Origin of the sequence: Curtobacterium sp. BRB10 (assembly GCF_031844325.1) — a bacterium.
Classification (GTDB): domain Bacteria; phylum Actinomycetota; class Actinomycetes; order Actinomycetales; family Microbacteriaceae; genus Curtobacterium; species Curtobacterium poinsettiae_A.
Genome location: NZ_JAUZVA010000006.1, coordinates 207,283 through 227,262, shown reverse-complemented (window position 1 = coordinate 227,262; position 19,980 = coordinate 207,283). Strand labels below are relative to the sequence as shown.

Here is a 19,980-nt window from a genome sequence, read left to right as displayed (position 1 = left end):
GACGTGCGAACAACGGGTAACAGCATAGCAGGACCACGAGGCCCTCCACCGCATCGGACACGCCGCCCGGGCGCGCCGCGCACCGGGCCTCTCGTGTCAGTACCCGGCGACCGGGTCCACGACGCCGACGAAGCCCTCGCCGTCGCCCCCGAGGAACGCTGCGGCGTTGAGCCGGACGCGCTCGGCGAGCAGGGGCGCGACCATCTCCGGGGTGTCGGCCTGGTGCGGGGTGATGACGGCACCGGGCTCGGACCAGAGCGGGTGCCCGTCGGGAAGCGGCTCGGGGTCGGTGACGTCGAGGCCCGCCGCGGCGATCTCTCCGGTGCGCAGGGCGGCGACCAGTGCATCGGTGTCGACGAGTCCGCCGCGGGCGATGTTCACGAGCCGGGCGGACGGCTTCATGATCCGGAACTGCCGCTCGCCGAAGAGCTTCGCGGTGCCCGAGGTCATCGCCGCCGCGATCATCACGACGTCGGCGTCGGGCAGGACCTGGTCGAGGTGGTCGGTGGTGACGGTCCGCGCGGCTCCCGGCACGGGGTCGGGCGAGCGGCGCACGACGGTGACGTCGACGTCGAACGGCGCGAGCAGCCGGAGGTACTCGAGCGCGATCCCGCCGGCACCGATCACGACGACGTTCCGCCCGTACAGCGAGACACCCTCGGGCTCGGTCGCCCACGACGACGCACGGGCGCGCTTCTGCAGGACCCGGAGCGTGCCGAGGGTCAGCGCCAGCGCGTGTTCGGCGACCGGCTCCGCGTAGGCGCCCTTGGCCGAGGTGAACAACACGCGGTCGCCGTGCTCCTGGATCAGGTGCGCGAAGGCGTCGACGCCGGCGAACGGCAGCTGCACCCAGCCCACCCCCGGTGCGGACGACAGGGCGTCGGCGAGGCCGGCCGGGTCGCGGGGGTCGAGCCAGACGACCCCGCGGGTGTCGGCGTCGAGCGGCGCGACGGTGCCCCCGGCCTTGGTCACGGCGTCCACGTGCAGGTCCGTCGGTTCCGGCAGCACGGCGACCGGCCCGGGCTCCGGAGCCCCGATCGGCAGCGGTGCACCAGATGTGGGGACGACGGCGCGGTGCCCACGGGGGCCCTGGGCAGTGGTGCTCACGCGTTCTCCTGGCGGTCGGTGCGCGGGCCGGTGCCTGCGGCGAGCGGACGGCGCGGCGCCGACGAACGGCGGGCCGTCGTCGGTGCAGGACGACGCTTCACGCCGCGGGCCGCGGTCGAGGCGAGGGTCTTGACGTAGGGGTCGACGGGGTTGTCGAGGACCTCGTCGAAGGTGCCGAGCCCGACGAGCCGGGCATCGGCCATCACGGCGACGCGGTCGGCGAGGGCGCGGGCCTCGCGCAGGTCGCTGGACACCACGACCGCGGAGAACTGCCGGCCGCGCTGCAGGGTCGCCAGGGCCTCGAGCACGGACTGCCGCACGAGCACGTCGACGCCGCGCGCTGGTTCGTCCGCGACCAGGAGCTGGGGCTCGAGCACGAGCGCCTTCGCCAGGGCGACTCGCTGGCGCTGACCGCTCGAGAGCTCCCACGTGTTCAGGCGCATCGCCCCGAGCGGCAGGTGCACCGCGTCGAGCAGCCGGGCCACGATGAGCCCGGCCTCGCGCCGGTCGAACCGGCGGTCGCGTGCGTAGATCGGTTCGGCGACGGCTTCGCCCACGGTCAGGTCCGGGCTGAGCCGGTCGGCGCCGTCCTGCGGCAGGTAGCCGATCCGGCCGCTCAGCCGTTCGAGCTTGCGCGACGAGGGACGGAGGCCCCGGGTCTTCTGGCCGAGCACGGTCAGCTCGCCACCGACGATGTGCCGACGGAGGGCGCCCTCGCCCTCGCCGTGGGATCCGAGCTGCCCGGCGATGGCGGCGGCGAAGGTCGACTTGCCCGAGCCCGACTCGCCGAGCAGGGCGAGGATCTCCCCCTGCCGGACCGTGAGGCTCACGCCGTCGACGGCCCGGATGGACTCGCCCCCGCGTCCGCCCCGGTACTCGATCGACACGTCGTCCGCGACGACCGCCGGTCCGTTGACCGCGATCATGGGTCCCCTTCCACGCCGCCCCCTGGCGGCGGTTCGCGACGGGCCGCCCTGGCAGGTCCGTCGTGCGTGCTGCGGTGGAGGCGACCACCCTGGAGGCCCGGCGTGCGTCGTCGACGCGGGCCGGGCCTCCAGTGTGGTCGCGTCGGATCAGGACCCGACGTTCTCCAGTCGCTCCAGCGTACGCCGTCGCTCCGCCTGTTCCGCCGGGTCCGGCACCGGCAGCGACGCCAGCAGGCGCTGCGTGTACGGGTGCTGCGGGCTGCCGAGCACCTGCGCGGTCGTGCCGGTCTCGACCAGGTCGCCCCGGTACAGCACGGCGATGCGGTCCGACAGCGCGCCCACGACCGCCAGGTCGTGGCTGATGAACAGCGACGCGAAGCCGAGGTCCTGCTGCAGCTCGAGGAAGAGCTCGAGCACGCGCGCCTGCACGGAGACGTCGAGCGCACTCGTCGGCTCGTCGGCGATGAGCAGCTTCGGCCGGAGGGCGAGCGACCGGGCGAGCGACGCGCGCTGGCGCTGCCCACCGGAGAGCTCGTGCGGGTAGCGGTCGCCGTAGGCGGCCGGCAGCTGCACGGCCTCGAGCAGCTCGTCCACCCGCTTGCGCGCGGCACGGGGGCTCGAGACCTCCTTGTGCACGACCAGCGGCTCGGCGACGCACTCGGCGATCGTCAGCAACGGGTTGAACGAGGTCGCCGGGTCCTGGAACACGAACCCGATGTCCTTGCGCAGGTGCTTGAAGTCACGTTCGCGGTACCCGAGCATCTCGGCGCCGAGGACCTTGAGCGAACCGCCGGTGACCTTCGTCAGGCCCGCCATGGCCCGGCCGATGGTGGTCTTGCCCGAGCCGGACTCCCCCACCAGGCCGAGGACCTCACCCGGACGGATCGCCAGGTCGACGCCCTTGACCGCCTTGAACGCCGGCGAGCCGAGCCGCCCGGGGTACTCGATCTCGAGCCCCTTCGCCTCGACCAGCGGCGTGACGTCCTCGGAGATCGCGGCGCGCCGGGCCACCCCGGTGGACGCCTCGAGCCGTGGCACCGCCGCGAGCAGCCGCTTGGTGTACTCGGCCTGCGGCGTCGCGAACAGGGCCGTCGCCGTTGCCTCTTCGACGATCTCGCCCTGGTACATCACGGCGACGCGGTCGGCCAGGTCGGCGACCACGCCCATGTTGTGCGTGATGACGACGATCGCGGTGCCGAACTCGTCACGGCAGCGCCGCAGCAGGTCGAGGATCTCGGCCTGCACCGTGACGTCGAGCGCCGTGGTGGGCTCGTCCGCGATGATGACGCTCGGCTCGAGGGCCAGTGCACTCGCGATGACCACACGCTGCTTCTGCCCACCGGAGAACTGGTGCGGGTAGTGGTCGACGCGGGTCTCGGGGTCGGGGATGCCGACGCGACCGAGGTAGTCGATGGCCTTCGCCCGTGCCTCCTTCCTGGACATGCCGCCGTGGGCGCGGAGCCCCTCGGCGATCTGCCACCCGACGGTGAAGACCGGGTTCAGGGCGGTCGACGGTTCCTGGAACACCATCGCCCCGGCCGTCCCGCGGAGCTCGCGGAGCTTCTGCGCGCCGACCGACACGACGTCGGTGCCGTCGAGCAGCACCGCACCGCCGAGGGTCGCGGTCTCCGGCATGAGCCGCAGCATGCTGCGTGCCGTGACGGACTTGCCGGAGCCGGACTCGCCGACCAGGGCGAGGACCTCGCCGGGGCGGACGTCGAGGCTGACGCCCTTGACCGCGTCGACGGCACCGCCGTCGGTCGCGAACGTGACGGTCAGGTCGTCGACGACGACGACCGGCTCGGTGGTGGTGTCGCCCGGCTGCAGGCGGGTGGTCGGGGTCATGCGCCCGTCCCTTCCGTGTCGTTCCCGGCGTTGCGCGGTGCCTCGGCGTCGCGCGGTGCTTCGGCGTCGCGCGCTGCCTTGGGATCGCGCGCTGCCTTGGTGTCGCGCGTGGACACCAGCTGCTTCAGCCGTCGGCGTGCCCGCAGGCGGGGGTCGGAGATGTCGTTCAGGCTCTCGCCGATGAAGGTGACACCGAGCACGAGCACGACGATGGCGACACCCGGGTAGACACCGGTCCACCAGACGCCGCTCGCGACGTCGGAGAGCGCACGGCTCAGGTCGTAGCCCCATTCGGCACCGGACGTCGGGCCGATGCCGAACCCGAGGAAGCCGAGGCCGGCCAGGGTCAGGATCGCGTCGCTCGCGTTGAGCGTCAGGATGAGCGGCAGGGAACGCGTCGAGTTCCGCAGGACGTGCCGCGTCATGATGCGCCACGGGTTCGTGCCCATCACGCGCGCCGACTCGACGAACGCGTCGTTCTTCAGCCGGACGGCCTCGGCACGGACCACGCGGAAGTACTGCGGCACGTACACGACGGTGATCGAGATCGCCGCCGCGATGATGCCGCCCGAGTAGCTCGAGTTGCCGCCGGAGATGACGATGGACACGATGATCGCGAGCAGCAGCGACGGGAACGCGTAGATGGCGTCGGCCACGACCACCAGGACGCGGTCCAGCCAGCCGCCCAGGTAGCCGGAGACCATGCCGAGCAGGACGCCGACGATGATCGAGACGACCACGGCGACGATGACGACGAGCACGGCCGTGCGGGCACCGTAGAGCACCCGGCTGAACACGTCGAAGCCGCCGACCGTGGTGCCCCAGATGTGCTCGGCGCTCGGTGCGCCGGTGCGCGGGAAGCTCTGGCCGTCCGCGCCCTGCAGCTGGCCGAAGCCGTACGGGGCGAGGAGCGGGGCGAACACCGCGATCAGCAGGTAGAGGGCGCAGATGACCACGCCGACGATGAGCATGGCGCGCTGCCAGCCGGTGCTCCGACGGAGCTGGACCACCACGGGGAGCCGCTTCCAGAGCGGCTCGTGGCGGTCGACGAGGGTGGTGTCGACCATCGTCAGAACCTCACTCTCGGGTCGATGAGGGCAGCGACGACGTCGACGATGAAGTTGGTCACCGCGACGATCACCGCCAGCATCGCGACGATGCCCTGCACCGCGACGAAGTCACGGGCCGACAGGTACTGGTTGAGCTCGAAGCCCAGGCCGCGCCACCCGAAGGTCGTCTCGGTGAGCACCGAGCCGCCCAAGAGCATCGCGATCTGCAGCCCCATCACGGTGATGATCGGCACGAGGGCCGGACGGAACGCGTGGGTGCGCACCAACCGCGACTCGCGCACGCCGCGGGACCGGGCGGCGTCGACGTACTCGGAGCCGAGCGAGCCGATCATGTTCGCGCGCACCAGGCGCAGGAAGATGCCGGCGGTGAGCAGACCGAGCGTCAGCGCGGGCAGGACGGCGTGCTGGAGCACGTCGCCGATGACCGCGGCGTTGCCGGTGCGGAGTGCATCGATGATGTAGATGCCGCTCGCGCCGGGGATGCCGTCGAGGATGAGCGACACCCGGGTCGAGGCACGGTCGCCGAGGGGCAGCCAGCCGAGCCACACCGAGAAGACGAGCTTCAGCAGCAGACCGCCGAAGAACACCGGCGTGGCGTAGGTCAGGATCGCGAGCGCACGGAGCAGCACGTCGGGCCACTTGTCGCGCGTGTACGCGGCGAGCATGCCGAGCGGGATGCCGAGCACGAGCGCGACGATGAGCGCGTAGAACACGAGCTCCGCGGTCGCACCGCCGTACGTGACGATGATGTCGGTGATCGGACGGTTGTCCGTCGACGAGGTGCCGAAGTCGCCGCGCAGGATGTTGCCGAGGTACTCGAAGTACTGCACGAGCACCGGCCGGTCGTACCCGGCGGCGTGCAGGCGTTCCTGCAGCTGGCTCGGCGTGAGTCGACCACCGACCGACGCGGTGATCGGGTTCCCGATGACGCGCATCAGGAAGAACACGAGCGTCACCAGGATGAAGACGGTCGGGATGATGAGGAGGAACCTGACGAGGATGTACCGGCCGAGTCCGCCACCACTGCTCTTGGCACTGCGTTGTGCCTGTGGCTTGGTGGGATCGGTGCCGTTCACGTCCTGCGTCGCCTCGGGAGTGCTGAGGGTCACGGGGTGGGTGCCTTTCGTCGCCGTTGCACAGGCACGCGGGCGCTCCTCGTGGGAACGCCCGCGGCCTGCACGTGGGGCTTGGTGCTACTTGCTCAGGGTGGCGTACCGGAACTTGAACGAGGCGTCGAGGGTCAGGCCCTTGACGTCCTTGCCGGCGACCGCGACGGACTTGCCCTGCAGCAGCGGCAGCGTCGAGATCTGGGTGGCCTCGCGCTCCTGGGCCTGCTCGATCAGGTCAGCACGCTTGTCCGGGTCGGACTCGGCCTGCTCCTTCGCGATGAGGTCCTGGATCTCCGGGTCGTCGTAGTGGTTCTGGACGAAGTTCTCCTTGGTGAAGAACGGCGACAGGTAGTTGTCGGCGTCGGAGAAGTCCGGGAACCAGCCGAGCTGGTACACGGGGTAGGCGTCCTTGGTGCGCTCCTGGGCGTAGGTCGTGTAGACCGTCGACTGGATGTTGACGGTGAACAGACCGGAGTCCTCGAGCTGCTGCTTGAGCAGCGCGTACTCGTCGTCCGAGGCCGAACCGTAGTGGTCGGGCGCGTACTGGATGTCCAGCTGCACCTTGCCCGTGACGCCGGCGTCCGACAGCGTCTTCTTCGCCTTGGCCACGTCCGCGCCGCCGTCGCCGTCGCCGTACATCTCCTTGAACGGCTGGACCGCGCCGGTCAGGCCGTCCGGGACCATCGAGTAGAGCGGGGTGAAGGTGTCGTTGTAGACCTCCTTCGCGAGCTGGGCACGGTCGACCACGTCGGCGGCGGCCTGCCGCACGGCCAGGGCCTTCGCCTCGTCGGCGTCGTCCTGCCCGGTGCCGAACGGCTGCGTCTTGAAGTTGAAGACCACGTAGCGGATCTCGCCGCCGGGGCCGTCGGTGACCTTGAGGGAGTCGTCCTTGCGCAGGTCCGAGATGTCGGTCGGCGTCAGGGAGCGGTACGCCACGTCGACGTCGCCCTTCTGCACGGCGAGCTTCAGGTCGGTCTCCTTGGTGTAGTAGCTGGCGGTGACCTCGTCGGTCTTCGCCTTGCCGAGGAGGCCGTCGTACTTCGGGTTCGTCTTGTACTGGATCGTGTCGTTCTCCTTGTAGGAGCTGATCTGGTACTGCCCGGCGAAGGCCTTGCCCTTGACGATGTCGTCGGCGCTGGTGAGCTTCGTCGCGCTGAAGACGTCCTCGTCGACGATCGGGCCAGCGGGGCTCGAGAGCACCTGCGGCCAGGTCTGGTCGGCGTGGTCGAGGTTGAACACCACGGTGGTGTCGTCCGGGGTGTCGATGCTCTTGAGGTTGGCCAGCAGCGACTGCGGACCGTTCTCGTTGTTGATCTTCAGCTCGCGGTCGAACGAGAACTTCACGTCGCTCGAGGTGAGCTTGTTGCCGTTCGCGAACTCGAGCCCGTCCTTGAGGGTGACCTCGTAGGTGGTCGGGTTCGTGAACTCCGCCTTCGTGGCGATGTCCGGCTCGACGTCCGGGCTCCCCACGGGCGTGTTCATCAGGAACGGGAACACCTGGTTCTGCACGGCGAAGGAGCCGTTGTCGTAGGAACCGGCCGGGTCGAGCGACGTGATCTTGTCCGTCGTCCCGATGCTCAGGCCGTTCAGTTCGGTGTCACTCACGCTGCTGCTCGCGCAGCCGGTCAGCACCAGCGCCGTCGCTGCTGCACCGGCGCCGAGCGCGATGCCGCGCTTGCCCCACTTGGTCACGGATGCCATGTCCGCTGCCTCTCTGGTCATGATTGCAAGAGTCCTGGGCCGGAGGGTGGAACGTCTGTGTGCCCGGCCAGGAACGCTCATTGGAACCACCCTGTCACGGAACAGAACGAACCGGGGGCGATTTGTTTACACCGCTGTAATGCACGGGCGTGCTGCGTGCTGCATGATTCCGCCGGAGTCGAGCGGCGCGTCACGCACGAAAGTTGCGTGGTGCAACCGGGGCGGTCGCGCGCTCGTTCCCGCCCGTTCCCGTCCGCTCCCGTCATGGAAGTGCCCGAACTGCCGTCCGATGGGACGCCCGGCAACAGTTCGTGCGACCTCGATGGTGCGCCGGCGGCGCGGCCTGCGACCCCGTACCCCCGGCCGGGAGGCCCACCCTGCGCCCGCCCCGCCCCTCGCTTCCGCCGAGCGGTCACGACGCACCGCCCGCCCCACCCCGCGCGGTCACGTTCCGTCGGCCGGACCCCTGTCAACCGACGCTTCGCGACCACTCGACGCCCCACACGCGGCACGTCCCGACCACTCACGAACCCCGAGGTCGCACGAACTGCCGCTCGCAGCCCGACCGGGCGACAGTTCGTGCGACCTCGGCGACACGCACGCGGCGCGTCGTGCGACCGGGGCGACCTCGCGCACCCCGGAACAGCCGCTCGAGGAGCGCTAGGACGCCTCGGCGTCGGCGCGCAACCGCATCCGCTGCCCGTCGATGTCGACGAGCTGCCGCTGGATCTCGGCGCGACGATCTGCCTGCTCGTGCGGGTCGGCGCGCTGCAGCTGTCCGAGCAACGAGGCCTTGCGGGCGAGCAGGTCACGCTCGACCAGGGCCACGACGATGCTCCGGCAGTAGGCCGCCAAGTCCTCCGCGTTGCGCGCGGGGATCGGTGCGAGGGCGAGTTCGTGCGTCAGGGTGCGGAGGGGCGCCGGCACGTCGGCGAGCAGCCGGTCGAGCCAGTCCCCCGCGCCGATGACGTCGACGTTGGCGACCACGGCGTCCCGGACGGCGGCGAGCATGGGCGTCGAGAACGTGGCCGACGCGGCGAGACCGAGCATCGGTGCCCCGACGGACGTGGGCTGCTGCACCATCGCCATCACGGCGTCGCGCTCCATGCGGCTGATGGGGTCGTTCGGCAGCGAGCGGATCCCGGCGACGGGCTCGTCGGGGGTGTCTGCCCCGTCGGTGCCGGTTCCGGCACGGCCGTCGCGCCCCGCGCCTGCGGACCGGTCGTCCTGCCCGGCGGAGCCCGCACGGCGTCTGGCGGTCTCGACCGACCGACGGACCTCGGGGATCTCCATGCCGAGCCAGCCGGCGAGTTCGCGCACGTAACCCTGCGTCAGCGAGCGGTCGCGGATGCCGGCGAGCACGGGCGCGGCCGCACGCAGGGCACCGACGCGCCCCTCGACGGTCTCGAGGTCGTGGCCGTCGAGCGTGCGACGGATCATGAACTCGAACATCGGGCGCTTGTTCGTGACCAGGCGGCGGATGGCGTCGTCACCGCGGGCGAGCCGGAGGTCGCACGGGTCGAGCCCGCCGGGTGCGACGGCGACGTAGGTCTGCGCCGCGAACCGCTGTTCCTCCGCGAAGGCGCGTGACGCAGCACGCTGCCCGGCCTCGTCGGGGTCGAACGTGAACACGACCTCGCCGTTGGCGTTCGGGTCGGCTCCCGCCAGGTCACCGAGCATCGGGCGCAGCACCTTGATGTGGTCGACGCCGAACGACGTTCCGCAGGTGGCGACAGCGGTGGTGACGCCGGCGACGTGACAGGCCATGACGTCGGTGTACCCCTCGACGATGACGACCTGCTTCTGCTTCGAGATGTCGCGCCGGGCGAGGTCGAGCCCGTAGAGCACCTGGCTCTTGTGGTAGATCGGGGTCTCGGGCGTGTTGAGGTACTTCGGGCCCTTGTCGTCCTCGAGCAGGCGGCGCGCCCCGAAGCCGATGGTGGCCCCGGTGACGTCGCGGATGGGCCACATCAGGCGCCCGCGGAACCGGTCGTACGGCGAGCGGTCACCCTGGCTGACGAGGCCGGCGGACACGAGCTCCTCCATCGTGAAGCCGCGCCCGCGCAGGTGGTCCTTGAGCAGGTCGTAGGACTTCGGGGCGAACCCGACGCCGAAGTGCTGGGCGGCCGAGGGGTCGAACCCGCGCTCCCCCAGGAACCGGCGGGCCGGGTCGGCGGCAGCGGTGGTCAGCTGCCCCGTGAAGTACTCGAGCGCGGCTTCGTTCGCGGCGATCAGCCGGGCCCGGGTGTTGTAGTCGGTGCGCGGCCCGTCGCCCTCTTCGTAGTGCAGGGTGAAGCCGATCTTCGCGGCCATGCGCTCGACGGCCTCGGCGAAGGTGGTGTGGTCCTGCGCCATGATGAAGCTGAAGACGTCGCCGTCCTCGCCGCAGCCGAAGCAGTGGTAGCGGCCGACCTGGGGCCGGACGTGGAACGACGGCGAGCGTTCGTCGTGGAAGGGGCAGAGGCCCTTCATCGACCCGACGCCCGCGTGCTTCAGCGTGACGTAGTCGCCCACGACGTCGGCGATGTTGACACGCGAGCGGACCTCGTCGATGTCGTTCCGCGCGATCCTGCCAGCCACCCCTCGATCCTAGTTCGTGGGGCCGACGTCGGCGGACCGGTCAGACGGCGATGTGGATCGGGTCACGGTCACCCACCACCAGACGTCGGTGCCACGCGAGTGCACCCTGGTCGGTCAGGCTCGCGACCTGGTCGACGACGGAACGCAGACGGCCGGCGTCGTCGCCAGCGGCGTGCCAGTCGGCGGCGAAACCCGGCTCGAGGTCGGACGGCCCGGTGGCCGCCAACGCGTCGAGCAGTTCGGTCAGCACGCGGCGCTGGTCCTCGTACACGGGCTGACGGTCGCCCTGGGTCATCACGAAGGCCGCGACGATGCCCTTGAGCACCGCGATCTCGCCGATGATCTCGGGCGGGGTGACGACCGACGCGGCGAACCGCACGAGCGACCCCGAGGCGTAGGACTCGCGGGTGGCCGTCGTGGCGGTGCGCGCGAAGCGTCCGATCAGCTGCGACGTCAGGTTCTTCAGGCGTGCGGCGTCTCGGCGGGAGCCGTCGTACGCGGTCATCCAGAGCGGCAGCGCGCGCAGGCGGTCGAACGCCTCGAGCAGCTCGTCGCGGCTCAGGTCGTCGCCGACCCAGGCGTGCATGGCGGTCACGATGTCGTTCTCACCGACCCGGTCGCCCAGGGCAGCGACGTCGATGAACCCGGCGACGACGGCGTCCTCGAAGTCGTGCACCGAGTACGCGATGTCGTCGGCGAGGTCCATCACCTGCGCCTCGATGCACCGCTGGCGGCGCGGCGCGCCGGCACGGAGCCACTCGAAGGCGTCGTGGTCGTCGTCGTAGAAGCCGAACTTGGTGCGCCCGGACGACGATTCCGACACCCCTTGCGCAGCCGGCCACGGGTACTTGCAGCTGGCGTCCAACGACGCACGGGTCAGGTTGAGCCCGAACGGACGGTCGACGTCGGCGCCGGGCCGGACGCCGTAGACCTTCGGCTCGAGCCGCGTCAGCAGCCGGAGCGTCTGCGCGTTGCCCTCGAAGCCACCGATGCCGGTGGCCCAGGCGTTCACGGCGGTCTCGCCGTTGTGCCCGAACGGCGGGTGCCCGATGTCGTGCGCCAGGCACGCCGTGTCGACCACGTCGGGGTCGAGTCCGAGCGAGTCGGCGAGCTCGCGGCCGACCTGCGCGACCTCGAGCGAGTGGGTCAGCCGGTTGCGGGCGAAGTCGAGCCCCGCCGTCGGGCTGAGCACCTGGGTCTTGGCGGCCAGACGCCGGAGCGCACTGGAGTGCAGCAGTCGGGCGCGGTCACGGGCGAAGTCCGAGCGGCGGTTGCCGTGCTCTTCGGGGAGCCAGCGCTCCGCGTCGGCCGGGCCGTACGAGGCGGTGGCGCTCATCCGCCGCTGTGGTGCAGCTCGGCGGCGGCCAGGACCTTGCGGAACTCGGAGTCGACGTCGCGGCTCTCGAGCCAGCGGTCGGGCAGGGCGGTGCGCTTCGGATGCCCGGCACGACCGCGCGGCCCCTCGGCGTCGGCACCCGGGTACGGTGCGTCCTGGTCGAGCTGGCCGAGGAAGTCGTCGATCTCCTGCAGGCTCGACGCCATCGCCAGGCCGGCCCGGACGTCGCTGCCGATCGGGTACCCCTTGAAGTACCAGGCCACGTGCTTGCGGATGTCGCGGCAGCCGTGCTCCTCGGACCCGAAGAACTCGACGAGCAGCTCGGCGTGCCGGCGGAACCCGTCGGCGACCTCGCCGAGGGACGGCATGTACCGCAGGCCCTCGCCGCGGAACGCCGCGGCCAGGTCGCCGAACAACCACGGCCGGCCGAGGCAGCCACGGCCGACGACCACGCCGTCAGCACCGGTCTCGTCGATCATCCGGAGCGCGTCGGCAGCCGACCAGATGTCGCCGTTGCCGAGGATCGGGATGTCGGTGACGGTCTCCTTCAACGTGGCGATCGCGGACCAGTCGGCCTGCCCGGAGTAGTGCTCGTTCGCGGTGCGGGCGTGCAGTGACACCGCGGCGACACCGGCGTCCCGCGCGATGCGGGCGGCGTCGAGGTAGGTCAGGTGGTCCTCGTCGATCCCCTTGCGCATCTTCACCGTGACGGGGACGTCGCCGGCGGCGCGCACGGTCTTGGTGACGAGTTCGCGGAACAGGTCGAGCTTCCAGGGCAGCGCAGCACCGCCGCCCTTGCGGGTGACCTTGGGCACCGGGCACCCGAAGTTCAGGTCGATGTGGTCGGCACGGTCCTCGCCCACCAGGATCGACGCAGCCTCGGCCACGGTGTTCGGCTCGACGCCGTACAGCTGGATCGACCGCGGGGTCTCGGATTCGTGGTGCTGGATGAGCTGCATCGACACGGGGGTCCGTTCGACCAGCGCACGCGAGGTGATCATCTCGCACACGTAGAGTCCGGCGCCGTACTCGCGGCACAGCCGCCGGTACGCCATGTTCGTGATCCCGGCCATCGGCGCGAGCACGACGGGCACGTCGACCTCGATCGGGCCGATGCGCAGGGGGCCGCCGACTCGCGAGGCGGGTGCTTGTGTGATCGTCATACCTGTCCCATCTTCCCACGTCGGTGCGCACCGGTAGCGTTCTCCACATGACGACCGACGCCAGCACCCGGTTCGACGCCGACGCCCAGGCCCGTGGCCTGCCGGTCGAAGTGGTCGAGCGCCCGGCCGCGGACTCCCTGCACGAGGCAGCCGGCCTGCTCGGCATCGAGCCCGGCGACATCGTCAAGACCCTGGTGGTGAAGCGCCACGACGGCGGGTTCCTGCTCGCCCTGGTGCCCGGCGGCCGCAGCATCGCCTGGAAGAAGCTCCGCACCGTCGTCGGCGTCAACAAGCTCTCGATGCCCGACGCCGCCACCGCGCTCGAGGCGTCCGGCTACGAGCGCGGCACCATCACGCCGATCGGTGCCACGGGTGCGCTGCCGGTCTACGCCGACGAGCGCATCCTCGGCCGTCGCGTCGCGCTCGGTGCCGGACGGCACGGCGCGAGCGCCTTCGTCGACGCCGACGCGCTCGTCGCCGCCTACGGCGCGACCGTCGCCGACATCACCGACGAGGAACCGCAGCGCGGCTGATCGGTTCCGGCGACGGACGGATCGCGCCCCCGCGCAGCTGTCGCGCCCCGCAGAGTCGGGGCGCGATGACCGCACGGGGGTGCAGCGTCCCGACCAGACGACGGACGTCAGTCCGGCACCTCGGTCCAGTCCCCCTCGGAGCCGGCGAACGCGCCGGCGTCGATCAGGCACGCATCGCCCTCGCACACGGGCGCACCACCGGGCGTGACGAGCGTCAACAGGGCGGGGCGGGCCTCCAGGCCGGTGAGCGCGTCCGGGACGGACGGTACCGACGTCACGGCCTGGAGGCGCACGGCGCCCTGGTCGCTGATCGTCGCGCCGGTCATCGGGTCGCCGCCACGTCCGCGCTCGCGTCGTCCGCGGCGCGCTCGGTCGCGGCCGCGACCTCGTCGGGCGTCGTCTCGCGGAGCGCGACGACCTGCGACAGGACCTGCTCGAAGGCCGACGGGTCCTGCGCGCCGGAGACGCCGTACTTGCCGTCGATGACGAAGAACGGCACGCCGTTGATCCCGTAGGCCTGTGCCTGGGCCTGGTCGGCGCGGACGGCCGCGAGCTGCGAGTCGTCGCGCAGGGTGCTGAGGACCTCGTCGCGATCGAGGCCGATCTCCGCCGCCAGGTCGGCGAGCGAGGACTCCTGTCCGACGTGCTCGCCCCGCTCGAAGTAGGCGGTGAACAGGCGCTCGACCATCTCGAGCTGCTTGCCGTGCTGCTTGGCGAGGTGGATGACCTGGTGGGCCTTCACCGTGTTCGTGTGGTGCATCGCCTCGAAGTCGTACCGGAGGCCGACGCCCGCGGCGATGGCGGTGACCTGGTCGAGCATCTGCTGGGCCTGGTCGACGGGCATGCCCTTGTGGCCGGAGAGGAACTCGGCCTCGGTGCCCTCGAAGTCGACGGGGGTGTCCGGGCTCAGCTCGAAGGAGTGGTACTCGACCTCGACGGGGCGGCCCTCGCTCGAGGCGCCGAACGCGGCGACGCCGGCCTCGAACTTGCGCTTGCCGATGTAGCACCAGGGGCAGGCGATGTCCGACCAGACATCGACCTTCACGGAGTCGTTCATGCTGACCCCAACGCGGTCGTGCGGCGCGCATTCCCGTCGCTGGCAGCAGAACACCGGTGTTCGCAGGTCGAACACCCGATCGCGGGTGTGCGACGCTCGAACACCGGTGTCTTGCGGAGCCGCGCGGCCCCTACGAGCCGAGCAACCGCTGCGCCAGGTACCCCTGCAGCTGGTCGAGCGAGACGCGCTCCTGGCCCATGGTGTCGCGCTCGCGCACCGTGACGGCCTTGTCCTCGAGCGTGTCGAAGTCGACCGTGATGCAGAACGGCGTGCCGATCTCGTCGTGGCGACGGTAGCGACGGCCGATGGCGCCGGCGTCGTCGAAGTCCACGTTCCAGTTCTTGCGCAGGTCGTCGGCCAGGCCGCGGGCGACCGGCGAGAGCTGCTCGTTGCGCGACAGCGGCAGGACGGCGGCCTTCACCGGGGCCAGACGCGGGTCGAGGCGCAGGACGGTGCGCTTGTCGACGCCGCCCTTCGCGTTGGGGGCCTCGTCCTCGTGGTACGAGTCGAGCAGGAACGCCATGAGTGCTCGGGTCAGCCCGAACGACGGCTCGATCACGTACGGCACGTACTTCTCGTTGGCCGCCTGGTCGAAGAACCGGAGGTCCTGGCCGGACGCCTCGATGTGGTTGTTCAGGTCGAAGTCGGTGCGGTTCGCGACGCCCATCAGCTCGCCCCACTCCGAGCCGGTGAAGCCGAAGCGGTACTCGATGTCGGCGGTGGCGTCGGAGTAGTGCGCCCGCTCACCGTCCGGCACGTCGAAGCGACGCAGGTTCTCGGGGTCGATCCCGAGGTCGGTGTAGAACGCGACCGAGTCGGCGATCCACTGCTCGTAGTGCTCCTCGGCCGAGGCCGGCGGCACGAAGTACTCGATCTCCATCTGCTCGAACTCGCGGGTGCGGAAGATGAAGTTGCCGGGCGTGATCTCGTTGCGGAACGCCTTGCCGACCTGACCGATGCCGAACGGGGGCTTCATGCGGCTGGTCGTCACGACCTGGGCGAAGTCGACGAAGATGCCCTGCGCCGTCTCGGGGCGCAGGAAGTTCAGGCCCTCTTCCGACTCGACCGGGCCGAGGTACGTCTTGAGCATCCCGGAGAACTCGCGGGGCTCGGTCCACTCACCGCGGGTACCGCAGTTCGGGCAGGCGACCTCGGCCATGCCGCCCTCGGGGGCGCGGCCCTTCTTCGCCTCGAACGCCTCGAGCAGGTGGTCCTCGCGGAACCGGTGGTGGCAGTGCAGGCACTCCACCAGCGGGTCGGTGAAGGTCGCGACGTGGCCGGAGGCCTCCCACACCTTGCGGGGCAGGATCACCGCGGAGTCGAGGCCGACCATGTCCCCGCGTCCGCGCACGAACCGCTGCCACCACTGGCGCTTGATGTTCTCCTTGAGCTCCACACCGAGGGGCCCGTAGTCCCACGCGGAGCGGGAGCCTCCGTAGATCTCACCCGACTGGAAGACGAAGCCGCGGCGCTTGGCCAGGGCGATGACGCTGTCGAGACGGGAGGGCTGTGCCAAAGGGTGCTCCAGAGGTCGCCGAGCTGGGTGCTCGGTGCGGAAACGGTCCGGGCAAGACTACCGGCGATCCTGGCCCGGGAGGCCCGCTCCGGGTCCGCCGTCCGCGCTCACCTCCCGGAGGTGCCCGGCCCCACCCCGCCCAGCGCGGCCACGACGTCGGTCACGTCGGACTCGTCGTTCCACAGGTGGAACGCGATGCGCAGCCGACCGGCACGCCCCGAGGCGGTGAGCCCCGCGGCGGTGAGCGCCCGGAGCGCCGACCCGTCCGGGTCCGCGAACGTCACGATCGCCTGCCCGTCGCCCAGCCGAGGCGACCCGAGGGCGTCGCACAGCCGATCTGCGAGACCGGTGGCGTGCCTCCAGACCGCCTGCTGATCGAGCGCGACGGCGTGCTCGAGCGCGGCCACCGCGCCCGGCCACGCCTGCCAGACCGGCGAGACGTCGAATCGGCGGGCGGCGTCGGCCAGGCGCATGGCGGGGCCGTAGCACGAGGACCACACGTCCTCGCCGGCGTACCAGCCGGCCTGCACCGGGCGGAGCCGACCGAGCGCGGTGTCGGAGAGCGTCATGAAGGCGACGCCGCGCGGTGCGCAGAGCCACTTGTAGGCGTGCGTCAGCGTGATGTCGAACAGTGTCGCGTCGACGGGCAGGACGCCCGCGGCCTGCGTGAGGTCGCAGAGGGTGAGGGCCCCGACGCGCCGGGCGGCGGCGACCACCGGAGCGGGGTCCGTGACCGTGCCCGTGGCGGACTGCACCGCGGACCACGCGACGAGGGCGGTGTCCGGACCGACCGACGCCGCGAGCCGGTCGAGCGGGACGCTCCGGACCCGGACGCCGCGGTGCGCCTGCGCGAGGAACGGGAACACGATCGAGCTGAAGTCGCCGTCGGGCACGACCACCTCGGCCCCGTCCGGCAGCGCGGCGGCGACGACCGCGGCCATCACCGAGGTCTGCGAACCGGTCGCGACGCGCTCCGCGGGGACGCCGACCAGTGCGGCGAAGAGCGCACGCCCCTGCTCGACCAGCGCGCCGTACCGGGCGGGCGACGTCTCGGCCCGCGACCACGCGTCGAGGTCGGCGCGCTGGGCGGCCAGGGTGCCGTGCGTCGGCAGGCCCGCGGTGCACGCAGCCAGGTAGCCGTGGCCAGCGGGAAAGGAGTCCATGCGGACAGCGTCCCCGTTCCCGTCCCATCACACCAGAGCCGATCCGGTGTGCCACCGATAACATCACGTGATGGACGAGATCGATCCCCAGTTGCTCCGGGTCCTGCGCGCCGTGGCCGACGGTGGGTCGATCACCCGCGCCGCCGCCGCACTCGGGTCGAGCCAGCCGGCCGTCAGCCAGCTCGTGGCCCGGGCCGAACAGCGTCTCGGGCACGCACTGGTCCTGCGCGGCGGACGGGGCGCGACCCTGACGCACGCGGGGCAGGTGCTCGCCGACCACGCCCTGCACGTGCAGGCCGCACTGACCGCGGCGCGCGAGGACCTCGACGCCGTGGGCGGACTCAGCCGGGGCCGGGTGCGACTCGCCGGGTTCCCGAGCGCGTCCTCCGCCCTCGTGCCCGCGGTGCTCGCGCGGCTCGCTGCGACGGCGCCCGGCGTGATGACCTCGTACGTCGAGGTCGAGCCACCCGAGGCACTCGACCTGCTGCGCGGTGGTGAGGTCGACGTCGCCCTCACCTTCACCTACGTCGGTGACGAGGTCGGGACCACGCCGGACCCGGGCCTCGTCACCCGGGCACTCGGTCGCGATCCGCTCGCGCTGGTGACGCCGGTCGAGCCGGGAGGCGATGAGCCCGTCCGCCCGTTGGGCTCCACCGTCGTGGACCTCGCGTCCCACCACGACGCCCGGTGGATCGGGGGCTGCCCGCGGTGCCGTGGGCACCTGCTCGCCTCGTGCGCGAGCGCGGGCTTCACGCCGGACATCGTGCTGGAGACGGACAACGCGGCCGCGGTGGTGGGCCTCGTCGCCGCCGGCCTCGGGGTGGCGCTGCTCCCCCGGCTGGCACTCGCGACGACCGTGATCCCCGCCGGTGTCGCGATCGACCCCGTGGACGACGAGCTCGCCCGGCGTGTCGAGGTGGTCGTCGCGCGTGGTGCCGACCGTGTGCCGAGCATCCGCGCGGCGCTCGACGCGGTGCGCTCCGCCGCCCACCTGCTCGAGGAACCGCTGCCGGGCTGAGGTGCGGCGCGCGCCGAGTCTCGGCTGCGCGGACACTCCGCGCCGTCCGGAGGGCGCAACGTGTCCGCGGATCCGAGACTCGGCCCCGGCCCCGGCCCCGGCCCCGGCAGCCTCGGCCCCGCGGCAGCGGCTACGCCGTCGGAGCGTCGACCGCGCCGCCGTAGCGTCGGTCTCGCCGTGCGTACTCCTCGATCGCCCCCCACAGGTCGGTGCGACGGAAGTCCGGCCAAAGCCGGTCGAGGAACACCATCTCGGCGTAGGCGGACTGCCACAGCAGGAAGTTGCTCGTGCGCTGCTCCCCCGAGCTCCGGAGGAACAGGTCGACGTCGGGCATCTCCGGCACGTACAGCCGCTTCGCCAGCGCCTTCTCGGTGACCTGGCTCGGCTTCAGGCGTCCGGCGGCGACGTCCTCGGCCATGCCCCGCACGGCGTCGACGATCTCGTTCCGGCCGCCGTAGTTCACGCACATCGTCAGCGTGAGCACGTCGTTGCCCGCCGTCATCCGCTCGGCGGCCTCGAGCTCGTCGATGACGCTCCGCCACAGCCGCGGTCGCCGGCCGGCCCACCGCACCTTGACGCCCCACTGGTGCAGCTGGTCACGGCGACGGCGGATGACGTCACGGTTGAAGCCCATCAGGAACCGGACCTCCTCCGGGGAGCGCTTCCAGTTCTCCGTCGAGAACGCGTACGCCGACACGTGTCCGACGCCGATCTGGATCGCCCCGGCGACGACGTCGAGCAGTGAGGCCTCGCCCGCCTTGTGCCCCTCGATCCGGGTCAGGCCGCGGCCGTTCGCCCACCGGCCGTTGCCGTCCATGACGATGGCCACGTGCTCCGGGACGAACCGGGCCGGGATCGCCGGGGGCGTCTCGCCGGTCCAGTCGACCGGGCGGAAGGGTTCGACGTCGTCGGGGCGGCGGGGGCTCATGCGGTGGGGGCTCCTTCGACAGCGGGATCAGGATCGGGCTCGGGCACGGCGGGCGCCGGGGTCGAGGCCACCGCGCGCGCCGTCGCCTCGGGTCCGCCGTGGGTCTGCGGCACCGGCATCGGGTGTTCGGAACGGTCGACGTGCGGCAGGGAACGGAGCGATCGTTCCAGGTGCCACTGGGCGTAGGCCGCGACCACGCCGGAGGCCCGCGAACGCGTCCGCTCGTCGGTGGCGTCGACCGTCGCCCAGTCACCGGCGAGCAGGGAGCCGAGCACCCCGAGCGTCGCCGGGTCGAGCCGCGGGGTCCCCGGCGGGGCAGCACGGTCGGCGACGACACCACCGAGCTGCACCACGAATGCCGAGTGCGGGCCGGGCTCCCCCGTCACCGCGCAGTCGCTGAACGAGGGCGCCCACCCCGCGATGCTCATCGCCCGGAGCAGGTACGAGTCGAGCGTGGCGCTGGACTGGTGCTCACCGCGCGACAGCGACCGCAGCGCGCCGACGAGCAACAGGTACTGCTGCAGTCCGGCGTCGGCCTCGCTCAGGCGGTCGGCGGTCTCGACCATCGCGCTGGCCGCGGTGTACGCGCCGTAGTCGGCGACGATCTGCGCCCCGTAGGCCCCGAGCGACTCGGCCTGGGTGACGATGTCGAGCGACCGGCCCTCGTAGAACTGGGCGTCGACGACCATGAACGGCTCGAGCCGGCTGCCGAACTTCGAGGCCGTCCGCCGCACGCCCTTGGCCACCGCGCGGATCTTGCCGTGCTGCCGCGACAGCATCGTGACGATGCGGTCGGCTTCACCGAGCTTGTGGGTGCGCAACACGACGCACTCGTCCCGGTACAACGGCATGCCCCCAGTATCCCCTGCCCCGCCGACAGCGCAGCGCGCTGCGGAGTTGTACCGAGTGGAATCGGGCGTACCTGGTC

17 protein-coding genes are annotated in these 19,980 nt (G+C 71.6%); 2 read left to right on the top strand and 15 right to left on the bottom strand.

Going from position 1 to position 19,980, the window contains the following annotated elements; translation table 11 throughout:
* Positions 1-96: 96 nt before the first annotated feature.
* From Q9R26_RS14495 to dusB, 9 genes are all read right to left on the bottom strand, one after another.
* Positions 97-1,107, bottom strand: coding sequence for a D-isomer specific 2-hydroxyacid dehydrogenase family protein (locus Q9R26_RS14495; protein ID WP_311227653.1), 1,011 nt, complete (start codon positions 1,105-1,107; stop codon positions 97-99).
* Entirely contained in the window at positions 1,104-2,033 is a 930-nt protein-coding gene (locus Q9R26_RS14490) for an ATP-binding cassette domain-containing protein (protein ID WP_110864664.1), read from the bottom strand. Before Q9R26_RS14490 ends, Q9R26_RS14495 begins: the two co-directional genes overlap by 4 nt.
* 147 nt (positions 2,034-2,180) lie before the next feature.
* Entirely contained in the window at positions 2,181-3,878 is a 1,698-nt protein-coding gene (locus tag Q9R26_RS14485) for an ABC transporter ATP-binding protein (protein ID WP_311227652.1), read from the bottom strand.
* Positions 3,875-4,945 (bottom strand): ABC transporter permease, encoded by a 1,071-nt coding sequence (locus Q9R26_RS14480; protein WP_209134674.1) that lies wholly within the window; start codon positions 4,943-4,945, stop codon positions 3,875-3,877. The genes Q9R26_RS14485 and Q9R26_RS14480 overlap by 4 nt, the downstream gene beginning before the upstream one ends.
* Before the next feature lie 2 nt (positions 4,946-4,947).
* A complete protein-coding gene (locus tag Q9R26_RS14475; RefSeq protein WP_111235184.1) occupies positions 4,948-6,024 on the bottom strand; it encodes an ABC transporter permease in 1,077 nt (358 codons plus the stop codon).
* Between the two features lie 117 nt (positions 6,025-6,141).
* A complete protein-coding gene (locus Q9R26_RS14470; protein WP_209134676.1) occupies positions 6,142-7,758 on the bottom strand; it encodes an ABC transporter substrate-binding protein in 1,617 nt (538 codons plus the stop codon).
* Between the two features lie 660 nt (positions 7,759-8,418).
* A complete protein-coding gene (dnaG, locus tag Q9R26_RS14465; protein ID WP_311227651.1) occupies positions 8,419-10,338 on the bottom strand; it encodes a DNA primase in 1,920 nt (639 codons plus the stop codon).
* 40 nt (positions 10,339-10,378) lie between these two features.
* Positions 10,379-11,674: a deoxyguanosinetriphosphate triphosphohydrolase gene (locus Q9R26_RS14460; protein ID WP_311227650.1), complete on the bottom strand. Its 1,296-nt coding sequence runs from the start codon at positions 11,672-11,674 to the stop codon at positions 10,379-10,381.
* Positions 11,671-12,837, bottom strand: a complete 1,167-nt coding sequence (gene dusB, locus Q9R26_RS14455) for a tRNA dihydrouridine synthase DusB (protein ID WP_182066753.1) — start codon at positions 12,835-12,837, stop codon at positions 11,671-11,673. The genes Q9R26_RS14460 and dusB overlap by 4 nt, the downstream gene beginning before the upstream one ends.
* A 47-nt stretch (positions 12,838-12,884) precedes the next feature.
* Between dusB and Q9R26_RS14450 the strand changes: the two genes are divergently transcribed.
* Positions 12,885-13,370: an aminoacyl-tRNA deacylase gene (locus Q9R26_RS14450; protein WP_262137824.1), complete on the top strand. Its 486-nt coding sequence runs from the start codon at positions 12,885-12,887 to the stop codon at positions 13,368-13,370.
* Positions 13,371-13,477: 107 nt separating this feature from the next.
* Here Q9R26_RS14450 and Q9R26_RS14445 read toward each other — a convergent pair whose 3' ends face one another.
* From Q9R26_RS14445 to Q9R26_RS14430, 4 genes are all read right to left on the bottom strand, one after another.
* The gene (locus tag Q9R26_RS14445) at positions 13,478-13,696 is read right to left on the bottom strand and encodes a hypothetical protein (RefSeq protein ID WP_182066755.1); all 219 of its coding nucleotides are present in this window, start codon (positions 13,694-13,696) and stop codon (positions 13,478-13,480) included.
* Positions 13,693-14,427: a DsbA family protein gene (locus Q9R26_RS14440; RefSeq protein WP_262137822.1), complete on the bottom strand. Its 735-nt coding sequence runs from the start codon at positions 14,425-14,427 to the stop codon at positions 13,693-13,695. Before Q9R26_RS14440 ends, Q9R26_RS14445 begins: the two co-directional genes overlap by 4 nt.
* A 130-nt stretch (positions 14,428-14,557) precedes the next feature.
* Positions 14,558-15,943 carry a glycine--tRNA ligase gene (locus tag Q9R26_RS14435; protein ID WP_311227649.1) on the bottom strand — a complete coding sequence of 462 codons (1,386 nt, stop codon included), beginning with the start codon at positions 15,941-15,943 and terminating at the stop codon, positions 14,558-14,560.
* 107 nt (positions 15,944-16,050) lie between these two features.
* Positions 16,051-17,106 (bottom strand): aminotransferase class V-fold PLP-dependent enzyme, encoded by a 1,056-nt coding sequence (locus tag Q9R26_RS14430; RefSeq protein WP_311227648.1) that lies wholly within the window; start codon positions 17,104-17,106, stop codon positions 16,051-16,053.
* A 70-nt stretch (positions 17,107-17,176) separates the two neighbouring features.
* Here Q9R26_RS14430 and Q9R26_RS14425 point away from each other — a divergent pair, with 70 nt between their 5' ends.
* Complete coding sequence (locus tag Q9R26_RS14425) at positions 17,177-18,124, top strand: LysR family transcriptional regulator (protein ID WP_311227647.1); 948 nt, start codon at positions 17,177-17,179, stop codon at positions 18,122-18,124.
* 130 nt (positions 18,125-18,254) lie between these two features.
* On the opposite strand, the gene Q9R26_RS14420 is transcribed toward Q9R26_RS14425, so the two are convergent.
* Positions 18,255-19,052: an isoprenyl transferase gene (locus Q9R26_RS14420; protein WP_182067039.1), complete on the bottom strand. Its 798-nt coding sequence runs from the start codon at positions 19,050-19,052 to the stop codon at positions 18,255-18,257.
* Positions 19,049-19,903, bottom strand: a complete 855-nt coding sequence (gene recO, locus Q9R26_RS14415; RefSeq protein ID WP_027465318.1) for a DNA repair protein RecO — start codon at positions 19,901-19,903, stop codon at positions 19,049-19,051. The genes Q9R26_RS14420 and recO overlap by 4 nt, the downstream gene beginning before the upstream one ends.
* Positions 19,904-19,980: the final 77 nt, after the last annotated feature.

What these genes read in the sequence shown, in the direction of transcription:
- Q9R26_RS14490 (WP_110864664.1), bottom strand. Translation starts at nt 2,033, where the DNA reads ATGATCGCGGTCAACGGACCGGCGGTCGTCGCGGACGACGTGTCGATC.
- Q9R26_RS14485 (WP_311227652.1), bottom strand. Translation starts at nt 3,878, where the DNA reads ATGACCCCGACCACCCGCCTGCAGCCGGGCGACACCACCACCGAGCCG.
- Q9R26_RS14480 (WP_209134674.1), bottom strand. Translation starts at nt 4,945, where the DNA reads ATGGTCGACACCACCCTCGTCGACCGCCACGAGCCGCTCTGGAAGCGG.
- Q9R26_RS14470 (WP_209134676.1), bottom strand. Translation starts at nt 7,758, where the DNA reads ATGGCATCCGTGACCAAGTGGGGCAAGCGCGGCATCGCGCTCGGCGCC.
- Q9R26_RS14460 (WP_311227650.1), bottom strand. Translation starts at nt 11,674, where the DNA reads ATGAGCGCCACCGCCTCGTACGGCCCGGCCGACGCGGAGCGCTGGCTC.
- dusB (WP_182066753.1), bottom strand. Translation starts at nt 12,837, where the DNA reads ATGACGATCACACAAGCACCCGCCTCGCGAGTCGGCGGCCCCCTGCGC.
- Q9R26_RS14450 (WP_262137824.1), top strand. Translation starts at nt 12,885, where the DNA reads ATGACGACCGACGCCAGCACCCGGTTCGACGCCGACGCCCAGGCCCGT.
- Q9R26_RS14445 (WP_182066755.1), bottom strand. Translation starts at nt 13,696, where the DNA reads ATGACCGGCGCGACGATCAGCGACCAGGGCGCCGTGCGCCTCCAGGCC.
- Q9R26_RS14440 (WP_262137822.1), bottom strand. Translation starts at nt 14,427, where the DNA reads ATGAACGACTCCGTGAAGGTCGATGTCTGGTCGGACATCGCCTGCCCC.
- Q9R26_RS14430 (WP_311227648.1), bottom strand. Translation starts at nt 17,106, where the DNA reads ATGGACTCCTTTCCCGCTGGCCACGGCTACCTGGCTGCGTGCACCGCG.
- Q9R26_RS14425 (WP_311227647.1), top strand. Translation starts at nt 17,177, where the DNA reads ATGGACGAGATCGATCCCCAGTTGCTCCGGGTCCTGCGCGCCGTGGCC.
- Q9R26_RS14420 (WP_182067039.1), bottom strand. Translation starts at nt 19,052, where the DNA reads ATGAGCCCCCGCCGCCCCGACGACGTCGAACCCTTCCGCCCGGTCGAC.
- recO (WP_027465318.1), bottom strand. Translation starts at nt 19,903, where the DNA reads ATGCCGTTGTACCGGGACGAGTGCGTCGTGTTGCGCACCCACAAGCTC.